At 58.3% G+C, this 17,408-nt stretch carries 10 protein-coding genes; 8 read left to right on the top strand and 2 right to left on the bottom strand.

Annotated elements, in window-relative coordinates; all coding sequences use genetic code 11:
• Positions 1 to 162: 162 nt before the first annotated feature.
• The 7 genes from rnr (at position 163) to dnaB (ending at position 7,464) form a co-directional block, all read left to right on the top strand.
• Positions 163 to 2,793 (top strand): ribonuclease R, encoded by a 2,631-nt coding sequence (gene rnr / locus NHU87_RS06575; RefSeq protein ID WP_253546734.1) that lies wholly within the window; start codon positions 163 to 165, stop codon positions 2,791 to 2,793.
• On the top strand, positions 2,790 to 3,551 hold the full coding sequence (gene rlmB, locus NHU87_RS06570) for a 23S rRNA (guanosine(2251)-2'-O)-methyltransferase RlmB (RefSeq protein ID WP_253546732.1): 762 nt from the start codon (positions 2,790 to 2,792) through the stop codon (positions 3,549 to 3,551). The genes rnr and rlmB overlap by 4 nt, the downstream gene beginning before the upstream one ends.
• A 317-nt stretch (positions 3,552 to 3,868) precedes the next feature.
• Positions 3,869 to 4,291 carry a 30S ribosomal protein S6 gene (gene rpsF, locus NHU87_RS06565; RefSeq protein ID WP_007902678.1) on the top strand — a complete coding sequence of 141 codons (423 nt, stop codon included), beginning with the start codon at positions 3,869 to 3,871 and terminating at the stop codon, positions 4,289 to 4,291.
• A gap of 28 nt (positions 4,292 to 4,319) precedes the next feature.
• Positions 4,320 to 4,550: a 30S ribosomal protein S18 gene (gene rpsR / locus NHU87_RS06560; RefSeq protein WP_002551829.1), complete on the top strand. Its 231-nt coding sequence runs from the start codon at positions 4,320 to 4,322 to the stop codon at positions 4,548 to 4,550.
• A 36-nt stretch (positions 4,551 to 4,586) separates the two neighbouring features.
• A complete protein-coding gene (locus NHU87_RS06555; protein ID WP_007902692.1) occupies positions 4,587 to 5,480 on the top strand; it encodes a hypothetical protein in 894 nt (297 codons plus the stop codon).
• Between the two features lie 19 nt (positions 5,481 to 5,499).
• Positions 5,500 to 5,946 (top strand): 50S ribosomal protein L9, encoded by a 447-nt coding sequence (gene rplI / locus NHU87_RS06550; protein WP_003197251.1) that lies wholly within the window; start codon positions 5,500 to 5,502, stop codon positions 5,944 to 5,946.
• Positions 5,947 to 6,069: 123 nt separating this feature from the next.
• A complete protein-coding gene (gene dnaB, locus NHU87_RS06545) occupies positions 6,070 to 7,464 on the top strand; it encodes a replicative DNA helicase (RefSeq protein WP_007902695.1) in 1,395 nt (464 codons plus the stop codon).
• Positions 7,465 to 7,506: 42 nt separating this feature from the next.
• On the opposite strand, the gene NHU87_RS06540 is transcribed toward dnaB, so the two are convergent.
• Entirely contained in the window at positions 7,507 to 12,159 is a 4,653-nt protein-coding gene (locus NHU87_RS06540) for an NEL-type E3 ubiquitin ligase domain-containing protein (RefSeq protein WP_253546730.1), read from the bottom strand.
• Between the two features lie 113 nt (positions 12,160 to 12,272).
• Positions 12,273 to 14,513, bottom strand: coding sequence for a hypothetical protein (locus NHU87_RS06535; protein WP_253546728.1), 2,241 nt, complete (start codon positions 14,511 to 14,513; stop codon positions 12,273 to 12,275).
• A 230-nt stretch (positions 14,514 to 14,743) separates the two neighbouring features.
• On the opposite strand from NHU87_RS06535, the gene NHU87_RS06530 reads away from it, so the two are divergent.
• The gene (locus NHU87_RS06530) at positions 14,744 to 17,047 is read left to right on the top strand and encodes a YgiQ family radical SAM protein (RefSeq protein ID WP_030128321.1); all 2,304 of its coding nucleotides are present in this window, start codon (positions 14,744 to 14,746) and stop codon (positions 17,045 to 17,047) included.
• Positions 17,048 to 17,408 lie beyond the last annotated feature (361 nt).

Genomic DNA, 17,408 nt, shown 5'->3' with positions numbered 1-17,408 from the left:
ACCCCCGACATCGAAAAAACCTGGAAAATTTCTCCAGTGGTATTTAAATCAGCTTTGCGATGTCGATAAAGGGCTTTAGATGGGCTGTCACAGCCTGAAATTTCCCGTTTCATTACGCCTATGCCAAACTAACCCGCATATAGACAAGGTGAAAACTCTCTAATGGCCGATTGGCAGTCCCTCGATCCCGAGGCCGCTCGTGAAGCGGAAAAATATGAAAACCCTATTCCTAGCCGCGAACTGATCCTTCAGCACCTTGCTGATCGAGGTTCGCCTGCTAACCGCGAGCAGCTGGTCGAAGAGTTTGGTCTGACCACAGAGGACCAGATCGAAGCCCTGCGTCGCCGCCTGCGCGCCATGGAGCGCGATGCTCAACTCATCTATACCCGTCGCGGCACTTATGCGCCGGTGGACAAGCTCGACCTGATCCTGGGCCGCATCAGCGGTCACCGTGACGGCTTCGGCTTCCTGGTCCCGGACGACGGCAGTGACGACCTGTTCATGAGCCCGGGGCAAATGCGCCTGGTGTTCGATGGCGACCGTGCCCTGGCCCGTGTTTCCGGCCTCGACCGTCGCGGTCGCCGCGAAGGCATGATCGTTGAAGTGGTGTCCCGTGCCCACGAGACCATCGTCGGTCGTTACTTCGAAGAGGGCGGTATCGGTTTTGTCGTCGCGGACAATCCGAAGATCCAGCAAGAAGTACTGGTGACGCCGGGCCGCAACGCCAACGCCCAGGTTGGTCAGTTCGTCGAAGTGAAGATCACTCACTGGCCGACGCCACGCTTCCAGCCGCAAGGCGACGTGGTCGAAGTCGTGGGCAACTACATGGCGCCGGGCATGGAAATCGATGTCGCCCTGCGCACCTACGATATTCCTCACGTCTGGCCTGAAGCGGTGCTCAAAGAAGCCGCCAAGCTCAAGCCGGAAGTCGAAGAGAAAGACAAAGAGAAGCGCATCGACCTGCGTCACCTGCCGTTCGTGACCATCGACGGTGAAGATGCACGCGACTTCGATGACGCGGTCTACTGCGAAGCCAGACCGGGCAAGCTGCGCCTGTTCTCCGGTGGCTGGAAGTTGTACGTGGCGATCGCCGACGTTTCCAGCTACGTGAAAATCGGTTCGGCGCTGGATAACGAATCCCAGGTTCGTGGCAACTCGGTGTACTTCCCCGAGCGCGTCGTGCCGATGCTGCCAGAGCAACTGTCCAACGGCCTGTGCTCGCTGAACCCGCACGTCGATCGCCTGGCCATGGTCTGCGAGATGACCATCTCCAAATCCGGCGAGATGACCGACTACTGCTTCTACGAAGCGGTGATCCACTCCCACGCTCGCCTGACCTACAACAAAGTCAGCGCCATGCTGGAGACGCCGAAAGCCACCGAAGCGCGTCAGCTTCGCGGTGAATACACCGACGTCCTGCCGCACCTCAAGCAGCTGTACGCGCTGTACAAGGTTCTGCTGGCGGCCCGTCACGTGCGCGGCGCGATCGATTTCGAAACGCAGGAAACCCGAATCATCTTCGGTTCCGAGCGCAAGATTGCCGAAATCCGTCCAACCGTTCGCAACGACGCCCACAAGCTGATCGAGGAATGCATGCTGGCGGCCAACGTGGCCACTGCCGAATTCCTGAAAAAGCACGAAATCCCTGCGTTGTATCGCGTCCATGACGGCCCGCCACCGGAGCGTCTGGAAAAACTGCGCGCCTTCCTTGGCGAGCTCGGCCTGTCCCTGCACAAAGGCAAGGATGGTCCGTCGCCGAAGGATTACCAGGCTTTGCTGGCAGGCATCAAGGATCGTCCGGATTTCCACCTGATCCAGACCGTCATGCTGCGTTCGTTGAGCCAAGCGGTATACAGCGCTGATAACCAGGGCCACTTCGGCCTGAATTACGAAGCCTATACCCACTTCACTTCGCCGATTCGCCGCTACCCGGACTTGCTCACGCACCGGGCGATTCGCAGCGTCATCCATTCGAAAATGGACACCCCGCACGTTCGCCGTGCCGGCGCGATGATCATTCCGAAAGCGCGCATCTATCCGTATGACGAAGCGATTCTGGAGCAGCTCGGCGAGCAGTGCTCGATGAGCGAGCGCCGTGCCGACGAAGCGACCCGCGACGTAGTGAACTGGCTCAAGTGCGAGTTCATGAAAGACCGCGTGGGCGAATCGTTCCCGGGTGTGATCACTGCCGTGACCGGTTTCGGTCTGTTCGTCGAACTGACCGACATTTACGTTGAAGGCCTGGTGCACGTCACCGCGCTGCCGGGCGATTACTACCACTTCGATCCTGTACATCACCGCCTCGCCGGTGAGCGTACCGGTCGCAGCTTCCGCCTTGGCGACACCGTTGAAGTTCGCGTCATGCGCGTCGACCTCGACGAGCGCAAGATCGACTTCGAGATGGCTGAAAAAACCATCAGCGCGCCGATCGGTCGCAAGAAGCGCGGAACCGAAGCAGCCGCTCCAGCTGCTAAAACCGCCGCAGAACCGGCGCCGGCGAAAACCGGTCGTCGTCCTGCCAAGGAAAAGGCTGTCGAAGCCTATCGCCCGAGCGATGCGGCGGCAAAAAATGCCGAGTTGCGCAAAAGTCGTGAACTGAAGCAGGCGTTGCTGTCTGAAGCGAAAAGCGGCGGTAAAGCGGCGTCTGGGGGAAAGACCGGGCGGTCGGCGCCTGACAAGGCCTCCGGCGGCAAGCCAGCAAAACCGAGCAAACACCGTAAAGGCCCGCCAAAAGCGGGTTCCGCTCCAGCTGCCAGAAGTGGCGGGGCGCGTAAACCTAAGGCCAAGTCATGAGTCAGTTGGAAAAGATCTATGGCGTGCACGCTGTAGAAGCGTTGCTGCGTCACCACCCAAAACGCGTCAAGCAGATCTGGCTGGCTGAAGGCCGCAGTGATCCGCGGGTGCAGACGCTGATCGCACTCGCTGCCGAAAATCGCGTAGCGGTCGGTCAGGCTGAGCGTCGTGAGCTGGATGCGTGGGTAGAAGGCGTGCACCAGGGCGTGGTGGCGGACGTTAGTCCGAGTCAGGTCTGGGGCGAGGCGATGCTCGACGAATTGCTCGATCGTACCGAAGGCGCGCCGCTGTTGCTGGTGCTCGACGGCGTGACCGATCCGCACAACCTTGGCGCTTGCCTGCGTTCGGCCGATGCGGCCGGCGCACTGGCGGTGATCGTGCCAAAGGACAAGTCAGCCACCCTGACCCCGACGGTGCGTAAAGTCGCCTGCGGCGCGGCGGAAGTGATTCCGTTGGTGGCTGTGACCAACCTGGCGCGCACCCTGGAAAAGCTCAAGCAGCGTGGCTTGTGGGTCGTCGGTACGGCGGGCGAAGCTGAGCAGGAGCTGTATCAGCAGGACCTGACCGGCCCGACCATCCTGATCATGGGCGCGGAAGGCAGCGGCATGCGCCGCCTGACTCGCGATCTTTGCGACTACCTGGTGCGTCTGCCGATGGCAGGCAGTGTCAGCAGTCTCAACGTTTCCGTGGCGACTGGCGTGTGCCTGTTCGAGGCCCTGCGTCAGCGCGGCGTCAAAGCTGCCGCCAAAAAGTCCTGACGCACCCCTGTAGGAGCTGTCGAGTGAAACGAGGCTGCGATCTTTTGACTTTGATTTTTTCAAGATCAAAAGATCGCAGCCTCGTTTCACTCGACAGCTCCTACAGTCCAACCGTTCTACGGGTGTTCAGATTTGAGTTCAGGTGATTGTTCAAATAATCACCAATTGCCTTGCGCCTCTCTTGTCCCTTCTCTACAATTGCGCCCCTTGCTGTGACGGCAGGCACGCATGTGTCTATCGCAAGCAAGTCCATAAGTGTCATTCACTCCTTGTCTGACCGCTTTTGAGCGGCAGGCTACAACCCGTAAGGAGCATTCATGCGTCATTACGAAATCATCTTTTTGGTCCACCCGGATCAAAGCGAGCAAGTCGGCGGCATGGTTGAGCGTTACACCAAGCTGATCGAAGAAGACGGCGGCAAAATCCACCGTCTGGAAGATTGGGGCCGTCGTCAACTGGCCTACGCAATCAACAATGTTCACAAGGCTCACTACGTGATGCTGAACGTTGAGTGCACTGGCAAGGCCCTGGCCGAGCTGGAAGACAACTTCCGCTACAACGATGCAGTGATCCGTAACCTGGTCATCCGTCGCGAAGAAGCCGTTACCGGCCAATCCGAGATGCTCAAGGCTGAAGAAAACCGCAGTGAGCGCCGTGAGCGTCGCGACCGTCCTGAGCACTCCGACGCCGAAGGCGTTGATGGTGATGACAGCGACGCCAGCGATAACGCTGACGAGTAATCCACGGACCTTTTGAGGAGCCTATTACATGGCACGTTTCTTCCGTCGTCGTAAATTCTGCCGCTTCACCGCTGAAGACGTGAAAGAGATCGATTACAAAGATCTCAACACTCTGAAAGCTTACGTATCCGAGACCGGCAAAATCGTTCCAAGCCGCATCACCGGTACCAAAGCTCGTTATCAGCGTCAGCTGGCCACCGCTATCAAGCGCGCCCGCTTCCTGGCCCTGCTGGCCTACACCGACAGCCACGGCCGCTGAGACCGGGCAGTCGACACGTAGCAAAGGATTGAATGCATGCGCGCCTTAGCTGAGTTCATCATGCGCGGCCGTATGCAGGCCACTCTGGTAGTGGCCGGATGTGCAACGTTGCCGTTGTTGTATTGGTTGGGTGCTGCCGCAGGATGCCTTGTGCTCCTGCGGCGCGGATTGAAGGACGCCTTGGGCGTTCTTGCTCTGGGACTGCTGCCGGCGTTGATCTGGTGGCTTTACTCCGACGACCCACGGGCACTTCTGGTGCTGCTGGGGTCTTCGAGCCTTGCGTTGGTTTTGCGCGCAAGCGAGTCCTGGAACCGCGTGCTGCTGGTCAGCATAGCGATGGGATTGGTGTTTTCAGTGGTGCTGGGGGCGGCTTTTGCGCCCCAGATCGAGATGCTGGCGCAGGCTTTGATAAAAGTCATGCCGTCGCTACTCGGTGATGTCTACCAGCAATTGTCGGTAGACGAGCAAGCGCGTTTCGCGTCCCTGATTGCACCGGTCCTGACCGGCCTGATTGCGGCCTTGTTGCAAATCGTCAGTGTGCTGAGCCTGATTGTCGGGCGCTACTGGCAGGCGTTGTTGTACAACCCGGGTGGTTTTGGTCGCGAGTTTCGTGCCATCCGAATCCCGCTTTTACCGGCGATGTTGCTGCTGGTGTTGATGCTTCTGGGGCCTAACTTAGGCTCGCAGATGGCCATGTTGACACCGTTGTGCAGCGTACCGCTGGTGTTCGCCGGGCTGGCCCTGATTCACGGGCTGGTGGCGCAAAAGCGACTGGCCAAATTCTGGCTGGTGGGGTTGTACGTCACGCTGTTGCTGTTCATGCAGCTGATCTATCCGTTGCTGGTGGTCTTGGCCATCGTCGACAGCCTGATTGATTTTCGCGGTCGTTCGGCACCGAAAGATGCCGATAACGCGAACGGTGAAGGTTAAAAGTTAAGAGGATTTTCACATGCAACTGATCCTTCTGGAAAAAGTCACCAACCTGGGCAACCTGGGTGACAAAGTGAACGTTAAGGCTGGTTACGGTCGTAACTACCTGCTGCCTTACGGCAAAGCTACCGCTGCGACCGCTGCCAACCTGGCTGCGTTCGAAGAGCGTCGCGCTGAGCTGGAAAAAGCCGCAGCAGACCGTAAAACTTCGGCTGAAAGCCGTGCCGCCCAACTGGCTGAGCTGGAAGTGACTATCACTGCCACCGCTGGTGACGAAGGCAAGCTGTTCGGTTCGATCGGCACCCACGACATCGCTGATGCACTGACCGCCTCTGGCGTTGAAGTTGCAAAAAGCGAAGTTCGTCTGCCGAACGGCACCATCCGCAACGTAGGCGAATTCGACGTAGCCGTGCACCTGCACGCCGAAGTTGAAGCCACCGTACGCGTTGTCGTGGTAGCAGCTTAAGCAGCAATTTGTCGGCTGGCACCCTCGGGTGCTTGTCGGTAACATCGGGCACGATCCTGTTTACAGGTCGTGCCCTTTGTCTTTCTGCAGTTCCTGATTTTCTACAACTAATTCCAAGTGGCCATGAACGATATCTCCGCTCCCGAGCAATACGATCTGCAAACCGCTGCCCTGAAGGTGCCGCCGCATTCCATCGAGGCCGAACAGGCCGTGCTCGGTGGTTTGATGCTGGACAACAACGCCTGGGAACGCGTGCTCGATCAAGTCTCCGACGGCGATTTCTATCGGCATGACCACCGCCTGATCTTTCGGGCCATCGCCAAGCTGGCGGACCAGAACTCCCCGATTGACGTCGTGACCCTTGCCGAGCAATTGGACAAGGAAGGTCAGACCTCGCAAGTCGGTGGCCTCGGTTACCTGGGTGAGCTGGCGAAAAACACGCCGTCCGTCGCCAACATCAAGGCCTATGCGCAAATCGTTCGTGCACGGGCGACGTTGCGGCAGTTGATCGGCATCGCCACCGAAATTGCCGACAGCGCTTTCAATCCGGAAGGCCGCACGGCTGAAGAGATTCTCGACGAAGCTGAGCGGCAGATTTTCCAGATCGCCGAGGCCCGGCCAAAAACCGGCGGCCCGGTGAGCGTAAATGACCTGCTAACCAAGGCTATCGACCGCATCGACACCTTGTTCAACACCGACAACGCCATCACTGGCCTGTCCACCGGTTACACCGACCTCGATGAAAAGACCAGCGGCTTGCAGCCTTCCGACCTGATCATCGTCGCCGGCCGTCCGTCCATGGGTAAAACCACCTTCGCGATGAACCTGGTGGAAAATGCCGTGTTGCGCAGCGACAAGTGCGTACTGGTTTACTCACTGGAGATGCCAGGCGAATCGCTGATCATGCGTATGCTTTCGTCCCTTGGGCGTATCGACCAGACCAAAGTCCGGGCCGGTCGCTTGGACGACGACGATTGGCCGCGCCTGACCTCGGCGGTCAATCTGCTGAACGATCGCAAGCTGTTCATCGACGATACGGCCGGTATCAGCCCGTCGGAGATGCGCGCGCGGACCCGGCGTCTGGTGCGTGAACACGGCGACATCGCGCTGATCATGATCGACTACCTGCAGTTGATGCAGATTCCAGGTTCCGGCGGTGATAACCGGACCAACGAGATTTCCGAGATCTCCCGTTCCTTGAAAGCCCTCGCCAAGGAATTCAACTGCCCGGTGGTGGCGCTGTCCCAGCTCAACCGCTCCCTGGAGCAACGACCGAACAAACGCCCGATCAACTCCGACTTGCGGGAATCCGGAGCGATCGAGCAGGATGCTGACGTGATCATGTTCGTGTACCGGGATGAGGTGTACCACCCGGAAACCGAGCATAAAGGCATCGCCGAGATCATCATCGGCAAGCAGCGGAACGGCCCGATCGGCACGTCCCGACTGGCGTTCATCGGTAAATACACCCGCTTCGAAAACCTGGCGCCGGGCAGCTACAACTTCGACGACGAGTAAATGTCGGCCGAAAGATTTCGGCCAACATTCACTCCAATCGCGTTATGCGCTTGCGCCCGCCACTTCATCGCCAGTGTTGCCGGCTGAATGTTCGGCCAGTTCTTGACGGGTCAGTGTTTCGATCAATGCAGCTTCCTCAGTCATCCACGAATTTTGCATCGTTTTGGATTGCGCATCGTAATCGGCAAACGATAGCTCCTTGGCCGCATATGACTCGTCGAGAGCTGCCTGCCTGTCCTGAAACGGCTGGCGCTGCTTTTCGAAATCTTCCTGGTACTTGTTAGTGAGGAATTTTTGCCAGAAGTCCCTCGATACCAATTCCTGAAACTCATCCGGGGAGTTATCCAGCGCGATAATTTTTTTATACGCGTCGTCCAATTGCGCTTTTGATACGCCGGCCAGACGAGAAAAACCCATTTTTTCAGGTTGCGCCGGCAATTGCAGTCGGTCTTTCAGGCCATGGCGATAGAACAGCCTGACTTCAACCTCCTCCGGCACATGAGGCGGTGGAAGGCCTGCTGCTTCTTGAGGCGACCTGGCTGCGGCAATTCTTGCCTCCCGTTGCGCAATGTCTGCCGAGGCGATTTTGTCGACTTCATGTAAGCGGAACAAAGCTTTGGACAACGCGAACAGTTTTAGCCCCTGTGTCTTGTCGCCGGCCTGGGCAAGGGCGTCGTGCATCATTGCCCTGGTTTCCAGATTGGCAAAGGTGAATGCCGCCCGATCACAGCAGGCCGCGTCGCCTGCCCGATCAAACACTTCTTTGCGCAGGCGTTCGGACTCCGGGGTGTTTTGGGTAATGCTGTCGATCAGCTTCCAGACTCGACTCTGGAGTTCATTGTGCCCGGTGGGCGACTCCAACAGGCGCTCTAGCGTATTGAACAGGCCATCCGAGCGAGGCTGATCACGCAGTGTTTGCCACTGTGTTCTCCTGGCTGCCACTTGATCTGTCGTTAGTCCTGCCGTCCAACGCGCCATTGGATCATCTGTTGTTCTTCGGTTGACTACAGGGGCATTGCCTCGCGCCGTATCGACCAGATTTCTCCAGCCGGTCAGCGGTGTCTCGGCCTGTATCAGGCGGTCGTTGTATTCGGTCAGCCGGGTGAGGGTCGCCGCGGACAGCGGATTGTCGGCGATGTTGGTCACGTTGTTGATACGTACGGTGTGCGCGAGTCGGTCGTCCGGCGGTGCTATGGCAGTGTCTGGAATCTGCGTAATCCGATTGTTGCTCAGATTGATGGTGTCCAGCAGTGGCTGATCGGCAAGGCCGGTCGGGAAGATGTCGATACCGGTGTTGGCCAGATCGATCGAGCGCAGATCGATGATCCGGCTGAAATCCGGAGCGATGCCCAGTCGCGGGTTTTCATGCAACCAAAGTGCTCGCAGGGTTGTGCGCTCTGACAGAACACGGGCGGTGTCGGCCGTCAGGGAAATCTGGTTCTTCTGCAGAAACAGTCGCGTCAGCCCGTTCATTTCTCCAACGGCAGGCGGCAGTTCGCGCAATTGATTTCGCGACAGATCCAGCCAGCGTATATGGCGGAAACGGGTCAAAAAGCCTTCCGGCGAAGTGCTCAAGTCCATATTGCTCAGTTTTAGCGAGCCGACATGACTGAAGTCCACGTCGATGTCCGGCAGGCTTGGCAGCCTCAGGCCGCTAAGATCCAGCTCAAGACCGATAGGCGTTTGGTCATTCGCCAGTTTCGGCAGTGTCTCTTGCCTCCAGCAACTGATAATTCTGTCGCTTGCCGTGACCCGGTCAGGGCGGGTTTGCGCGTTGACCGCCAATTGGTTCGCCCGAATGTAACCCGCGCGGTTGCCTCCTCCAGAAAAAACCCAGGCGTCGAGCTGACGTTTCAGCACGCTGAATTCCCGTTCGAGGCTGTGGACTTTAGCGACCGCGGTATCACCCTCAAAGCCCCAGAGGTATTCCCTGCACAACTTGACGTCTTTGTGTGGAAACAGCCGCCGATAACGCTGGGTCAGGGAGTTGTCGCTATCAAACATCACATCATGGTGAGAAGTCAGCAAATCGGGGGCTACCCGGTGCACGCGTCGCCAGTAGTCGTCGAATTTCTTCCAGTAGCCGGAAGGGAAATCGTTGCCGGCGAGTTGCGTAATGCTGTTGATCCGGGCGATCGTCAGCAACTGTTCCGGAACCGGATTGATAAATGCCTGCGGCACTTCATTCAAGCGGTTATGACGTAAATCAAGAATGATCAGCCCTGTCTTGTCCTGCAATCCAGTCGGCCAGTGATTGATTCCGGTGTTATTCAACATCAGGTATTTCAGCCCGGACATGCTGCTGAAGTCAGGGGACCGCGTGAGCGCCGGATTATCGGAAAGATTGATAACCTCCAGATGACCCATGGCACTGAGCGTTGCAGCGCTTTCCTCGTCCAGTTCAAGTCGGTTGCTGCCCAGGTCCAGATTGTTCAATTTCTCCATCGCGCCAATTGACCCGGGTAAGGTTTCAATCCCGGATTGACTGATGGACAAGCGCTCCAGGTTGGTAAAGTTGGACAGGAATATATCGGCATCGCCCGACCAGGTAACGGCGTTGAGAGAAAGGAATTTGACATGACTGAAGTCCGCAGTCAGGGCCGGGAGAGGCGCGTTGATGGAAGGCAGCCTCAACGTTTCCCCCGAGTCCTGAAGCCAGCAGCCCCTGATGATTCTGGCGAGACGTCGCGCTTGTATTTTCGCGGGTGTGTCGGCGATGGATGAGTCGGGCTGACGGCTGTCGACGTAGGCGTTCAGCTGGGTTTCCAGTAAATCGAGTTCCTCGACACGTCGAGCCAGTTTCACTTTACCGTCATCACCCAATCCGGTGAAAAACTCCCGGGCTTCTTGTGTGGTTTTGCTCGGATAGACTCGCAGTACGTTAGCGACCTCGGGCATATCACTATCAAGCCTGAACGCACCCTCCAGGGCATTGGTGTTCAGTTCCGGGTGATCGGTGGCCACGCGTCGCCAAAACACTTCAAGCTTTTTCCAGTAGTCGGCCGGAAATGGATTGCCTTCCAACAGTGTGGCGCTGTTGATCCTGGCGACCGCTGCGAACTGATCGGTCGAGGGGTTGAGGTTGGTCTGCGCAATCTCTGTCAACCGGTTGTTGCGCAAGTCCAGCAGCGTCAGTTGCGCCTGATTGTGCAAACCCGTTGGCCACTGTTCCAGTTGCGCATTGCTCAGGTTCAGTGTCCTGAGTTCAGGCATGCCGGAAAAATCAGGTGTTATACCCAGTGGATTCCCAGACAGGTCAAGGTTCTTGAGCTTGCCCAGAGCGCTCAGTTCTCCTGCCGATAGCTCGTTGAGTGCAATTCGGTTCGCACTCAGATCCAGATTGCTCAGGCTGGACATTTGCGCAATGGCGGCGGGTAGCGTGTCGAGCGTTGTGCCAGTGACCTGCAGGCCCTCCAGGTTGGGGAAATTGCGGAGGAATGTGTTGGCTGAGTCTGTCCAGGTGACAGATTGCAGTGTCAGGTGCCGGACATGACTGAAATCCGCTTTCAGCGCGGGCAGAGCTCCACCTCCGGCCTCCAGCCAGAGAATGCCTCCGCTCTGATGGCGCCAGCAACGCTTGAGGCTGTGGGCAACCTGTTGCGCGTAGCTTTGCGATGTGCCCGGCGTCGAAGCGATGGCGGATTGTTTGATCCAGGTATTCAGTTCGACCTTCAGCGTTTTGTAGGCAGTCTCGCGGCGGGTCAAGCCACCAGCGACGTCATTCCCCAGTGACTCGATGAAATCGCCAATCTCGTCATCGGTGTGGTCCGGGAACAATTTTCTGGCGCGGGACTCTGGGCTGCGCAGCCTGTTGAAGGCCAGTGACAGCGAGTCCCGCAGCCCCAGACGAGCAGGAGCACTGCTGCCATCGCTGCGCAACATCCCTCCGGCCCCGGCCACTGTGGTGCCAACCCAGCCTTGTATGGCATCGAAAACAATCGGCTCCGACCTTCCCGGACGCGTTGCGATGTACAGGTTGGCGCTGTCACTGGCCACGGGGTCCTCGCTGCGCACGATGCGCATCACCGCCGCCAACGGGGTTGACGCATCTGGATCGCGCAGGACCTGATAGGCGTGGTTTTCGATCACCACGTAGAGTTTGCCGTCGAACCGATGAAGCCCATCGCTGCGGGGTTCTGCGTCGTTGAATTCCAGCCCGGTGCGAAACGGCTCCAGACGGGTATCGCTCAACGGGAAAGTGATCGGTTCGAAATCCTCAAGCCTGTGCCACAGCCCGCTCTCGGGATCACGCAGCATCACCGGTCCGGAGGACTGCAACTCGCTTGCCAGCCTCGCTCGCCACAGCCCGCTCTGCGGATCCTTGCCGACGAGGACCACTCGGCCCTCGGCCACTTCTACGTATAGACGGCCCTTGAATGTCCTGAACCCTTCGGCGTCGGCGGCCGGCAAGCCGACCGCTGCCGTGAGCAGGTATCGCTCCAGCGTCCGATCGACGTGGCGAGGGGGTTCGACAACTGATGTGGTCGGATGAATCATGACTGTTGGGGCTGGGTTTATTGCATCGAGATCGGGATTTGAACTGCCTGGGCGCAGTGGCGAACTGATCTCGAGTGAAGTGTCGAAGCCCGTGCGCGGTATTGTGTCCAGGCGCGGAGTATTCACGTCCGGTGACGGAGCCGGTCGAATGTGAGTGTTGCCGGTTGTGCTGCCTTTGGGCGGGGATTTGATTGGCATTGCTTACTTTCCATGTAGAGGTTGTGTTCGGCTTCATTGCCTGGTTAAAGGTGTGACTGGGATTTCGGTGACATTTCTTCATCCTTGAAGAGGTGGAAAGTTATGCAACGGCCTCAGGAAGCCAGCTCGAATATTTTCTGTGCTGTACGGCCGTCGAGGGTCTCGCGCCAGATAGCCACGTGGGGACGCCCGACCTGTTCGTCCTGTCGTTGGGATGCCGCACCGGATCCGCTCTGTTCGAGTGTTTTCAGATGGCCGCCCTTGACCTTGAATTCCAGCGCCGGGCTTTCGCTTTTTTCATAGTGAAAGTGCGCCTGCCACAGGGGCTCATCGCTAAGTCTGTCGTTCAGCGAGTAAATATCGAGAAAGTGTTTTTGCTGGCCTTTGCCGGTTTCCAGCCGGGTATGTGTGCGTCGCACGGACAGATGTTCATGACGAATCAGATACGCCACCCGGTCTGCGCTCAGGTAGTTTTTGTCTTTGTAAAGCCGCACGCGGATAGCTTCGCCCTCATCGCGCAGGCGCTGGCTGTCGCGCTTGAGGCGCTGAACAAGGGGCGCTATTTCATTGGCGGCGAGGGGCGAAGCGCGTTCCATCTGCACACAAAGGTCATCGAGATCTTCTGCTTTGCGGCCAAGGAATTCGACGATGTTCGTGGCATTGCGTTTTGCCGCTTCATCCCGGTGTGCCTTACGCACGTGCGAGTCTGACAGTTCCAGTAGTCGCCCGGCCTGATCGGCCAGTGTCGCCAGGTTCTTCTCTTGAATGGCCACCACGCGACGCCACTCGCCCTCTCGACGCTCATAAGTCTGCAAGACCTCGGCGGGTTTGTGCGGGTGCATGACATCGATCAGCTCTTGGCCAACAGCGTTGCGCCGGGATTGGCCAATACGGATCTTGTCGATGCCGTGGTGTTTGCTGCGAAACATTCTTCTGGACGTCGCTGCGGACTGTTTTTTGCCTTGTGCCGGAATGAAATCGAAGTCGATGGACTGGTCAGACATCGGCAATGGCGCAGCGCTTTCCAGGTCTTGATGATGGAGGGTGATGCGATCTTCCAACAGGGTTTCGAACGTCGTGATGGCATCGACCATCTCTTGCCGGGACGCGGCATGGGTGGTACCCGAGGGGATCTCCAGGTATTCGAAAGAGGCTCGGATGGCGCTGCATTGGTCAACCAGATCGCTCAATACAGGAATGCGTGCTTCAAGCGGGATGTTGTCGATGTTGCGGTAGGCAAGCGTTGTCTGGGAGAACATCAACGACAAACGAACGGGCGTGCGGTCGCTGAGATCGGCCGCCAGCATATGGCTTTTCGCATGCAACCAGTCGGCGGTGTTTTCGTGTACTTCCATTGGGTCGTAACCCATCTCGGCCAACTCGTTTTCCGAGTAACGCGATTTTTTCAACATTTCGTCAGCGATGCTCTGGCGCTTGCGCAGCAGAACCAGTTTGCCCTTCAGGTAACCTGCGATCGAGCGGTGACTCTCCAGGGTGAAGCCCATATCCGGTGGAATATCCATGTGCTTGCGCCAATCGCCCGCCACCATGAGTTTGGTGTAGATCTCGAATCGCCTTCCCTGAATCTTGAACAGCTCATTGCCGTACGCACTCGGCCCTTTGTGTATCAGGAGCGATAGCTGTTCCTTTACATAGAAATCGAGGGTTTTTTCCAGCGTCGCCAGATGTCTGTGACACTGGACTTCGAACTGAACGAGTGCGGCTCTTTCACCCTCTTCACCCTTGATGGCATGCCAGGCGACTTGCAGTTTTTTCGCAAGGTCCGCGGATTCGGTCATCGACTTGAAATGCTGGCTGAGTTCCAGATTCAAAACCTCCGCCGAGCGAAGGGGCGAATGGTCTGGCGAGACCTCCAGCGGCTGCCACAGCTTGCTGTCATGATCACGCACCAGGAGCGGACCTGATGGGTCGCGCTCGCTCGCCAGTTTCGCTCGATACACGCCGATTTTTGGATCGATCGCGACCTGCACGATATGTCCGCCCGCTACATCGACGTAATGGCGTCTCTTGAAGACGCGCAAGCCTTGGCTGTCGGCCGCAGGTAGACGAGCTTCCATGGTAATCCAGTAATCTTGCAGCGGTCGTCGGGGTGCGGCGGATACGAGTGCAGGACCGGTCGCTGTTCGATTGACGGTTACGACAATGGCAGCGTGTTGTAGGGGGCCATCCGTGTTCTGTTGATTCGGTATGTCCCCGGTCTGCCGGGGGGGCGGCAAACCCGCATCGGCACGTGAGGCGGTAATGGGCCTGAGTGTGCTCGGGCCGGGCGTCTGTATGGGTTGTGTATGGGAATCGCTTCTAATGGTGCCTTTTACAGGTGATTTCGGTGACATTTCTTCATCCTTGAAGGTTTTTTCCCATCGGCCAGAGCCAGCGCTGACTGATGAGTATCGGATTGATCGACGATTTTTCCGGTGACGCATGTGATCGCCCGGCCCGCTGACGGGCGACTGCGGCTACGGCGGGCGGGCTCTGAGAGAAACCGACCACCGTCGTCGGAATTGGTCAAAATTTGTGCTATATTCCGCGCCCGCGATTTTTCACTTCAACACCGGTCGTCGACATGCAAGCAGCCAAGCCGTTATTTGACTATCCAAAATATTGGGCCGAATGTTTCGGGCCAGCGCCATTCCTGCCGATGAGCAGGGAGGAGATGGATCAGCTTGGCTGGGATTCGTGCGACATCATCATCGTCACCGGTGATGCCTATGTCGATCACCCGTCGTTCGGCATGGCGATCATCGGCCGGCTGCTGGAGGCCCAGGGCTTCCGCGTCGGGATCATTGCGCAGCCGAACTGGCAGTCCAAAGACGACTTCATGAAGCTCGGCGAGCCGAACCTGTTCTTCGGTGTCGCGGCCGGCAACATGGACTCGATGATCAACCGCTACACCGCCGACAAGAAAATCCGTTCCGACGACGCCTACACCCCCGGTGGCCTGGCGGGCAAACGTCCGGACCGCGCGAGCCTGGTTTATAGCCAACGCTGCAAGGAAGCCTACAAGAACGTGCCAATCGTGCTCGGTGGCATCGAAGCCTCCCTGCGCCGCATTGCCCACTACGATTATTGGCAGGACCGGGTGCGTAACTCGATCCTGATCGACGCCTGCGCCGACATCCTGCTCTACGGCAACGCCGAGCGCGCGATCGTTGAAGTCGCCCAACGCCTGTCCTACGGTCACAAGATCGAAGACATCACCGACGTGCGCGGCACCGCGTTCATTCGTCGCGACACGCCGAAAGACTGGTACGAAGTCGATTCCACGCGTATTGATCGTCCGGGCAAGGTCGACAAGATCATCAACCCGTACGTGAACACCCAGGACACCCAGGCCTGCGCCATCGAGCAAGAAAAAGGTCCGGTTGAAGACCCGAGCGAAGCCAAGGTCGTGCAGATTCTGGCGAGTCCGAAAATGACTCGAGACAAGACCGTGATTCGTCTGCCATCGGTAGAGAAAGTCCGCGGTGACGCCGTTCTTTACGCCCACGCCAACCGCGTATTGCACCTGGAAACCAACCCGGGCAACGCCCGCGCGCTGGTGCAGAAGCATGGTGAAGTGGACGTCTGGTTCAACCCGCCTCCGATTCCGATGACCACCGAAGAAATGGACTACGTGTTCGGCATGCCTTACGCACGGGTTCCGCACCCGGCGTACGGCAAGGAAAAGATTCCTGCCTATGACATGATCCGTTTCTCGGTGAACATCATGCGTGGCTGCTTCGGCGGCTGTACGTTCTGCTCGATCACCGAGCACGAAGGCCGGATCATCCAGAACCGTTCCGAAGAGTCGATCATTCGCGAAATCGAAGAGATCCGCGACAAGGTCCCAGGCTTCACCGGGGTGATCTCCGACCTCGGCGGCCCGACCGCGAACATGTACCGCATCGCCTGCAAGACTCCGGAAATCGAATCCGCGTGCCGCAAGCCTTCGTGCGTGTTCCCCGGCATTTGCCCGAACCTGAACACCGATCACTCGTCGCTGATCCAGCTCTATCGCAGCGCCCGTGCCTTGCCCGGTGTGAAGAAGATCCTGATCGCGTCCGGCCTACGTTACGACCTCGCGGTCGAGTCGCCGGAATACGTCAAGGAGCTGGTGACTCACCACGTCGGTGGTTACCTGAAGATCGCCCCGGAACACACCGAGGAAGGTCCGCTCAACCAGATGATGAAACCGGGCATCGGCAGCTATGACAAGTTCAAGCGCATGTTCGAGAAGTACACCAAGGAAGCCGGGAAAGAGCAGTACCTGATTCCGTACTTCATCGCTGCACACCCGGGCACCACCGACGAAGACATGATGAACCTGGCCCTGTGGCTCAAGGGCAACGGTTTCCGTGCCGACCAGGTGCAGGCGTTCTATCCGTCGCCGATGGCCACCGCTACCGCGATGTACCACTCGGGCAAGAACCCGCTGCGCAAGGTCACTTACAAGAGTGACGGCGTGACTATCGTCAAGAGCGAAGAGCAGCGTCGTCTGCACAAGGCGTTCTTGCGTTATCACGACCCGAAAGGCTGGCCGATGCTGCGTGAAGCGCTGACCCGCATGGGCCGCGCCGACCTGATTGGGCCGGGCAAGAACCAGTTGATCCCGCTGCATCAGCCGGCGACCGACAGCTACCAGAGCGCCCGTCGCAAGAACTCGACACCGGCCGGCAGCCACAAAGTGGCAGGCGAAAAGACCACCAAGATCCTGACCCAGCACACTGGCCTGCCTCCGCGTGCCAGTGATGGCGGTAACCCGTGGGACAAGCGTGAACAGGCCAAGGCGGCGGCATTCGCCCGCAACCAGCAGGCGGCCAAGGAGCGCAAGGACGCGGCCAAAGGCAAAGGGCCGAAACCTGCGCGCAAACCGGTAGTGCCGCGCTGAGTCCTCGCTTGAGCTGAACAAAACGCCAACCTTCGGGTTGGCGTTTTGTGTTTCTGAGCCACGGAAAATCGGGGCACTGGCTCGCTATCTGTGTTGGGGCAACTGGCCTCTTCGCGGGCAAGCCCGCTCCCACAGGGATCTGCTGTGAACGCAGAACCGGGGGCAACCTCGAACACTGTGGGAGCGGGCTTGCCCGCGAAGAGGCCGGTACAGCCAATGCAAAAACTGACTGACGGTCTCGATCGCCACATTTGTGTGCAACTCTCCCAAACCAATTTCCCGCATCGCCCGATTTTGGTGCTGTACTGCCCTGAGCAAATCTGTGAAAGCGCCAGCCTGCTGGATGGCATAAGTCTTGCGC

Source organism: Pseudomonas mandelii (assembly GCF_024138395.1).
GTDB classification, from domain to species: Bacteria; Pseudomonadota; Gammaproteobacteria; order Pseudomonadales; family Pseudomonadaceae; genus Aquipseudomonas; species Aquipseudomonas mandelii_E.
The sequence above is the reverse complement of the archived record's forward strand: the minus strand, read 5'-3'. Positions and strand labels throughout refer to the sequence as shown.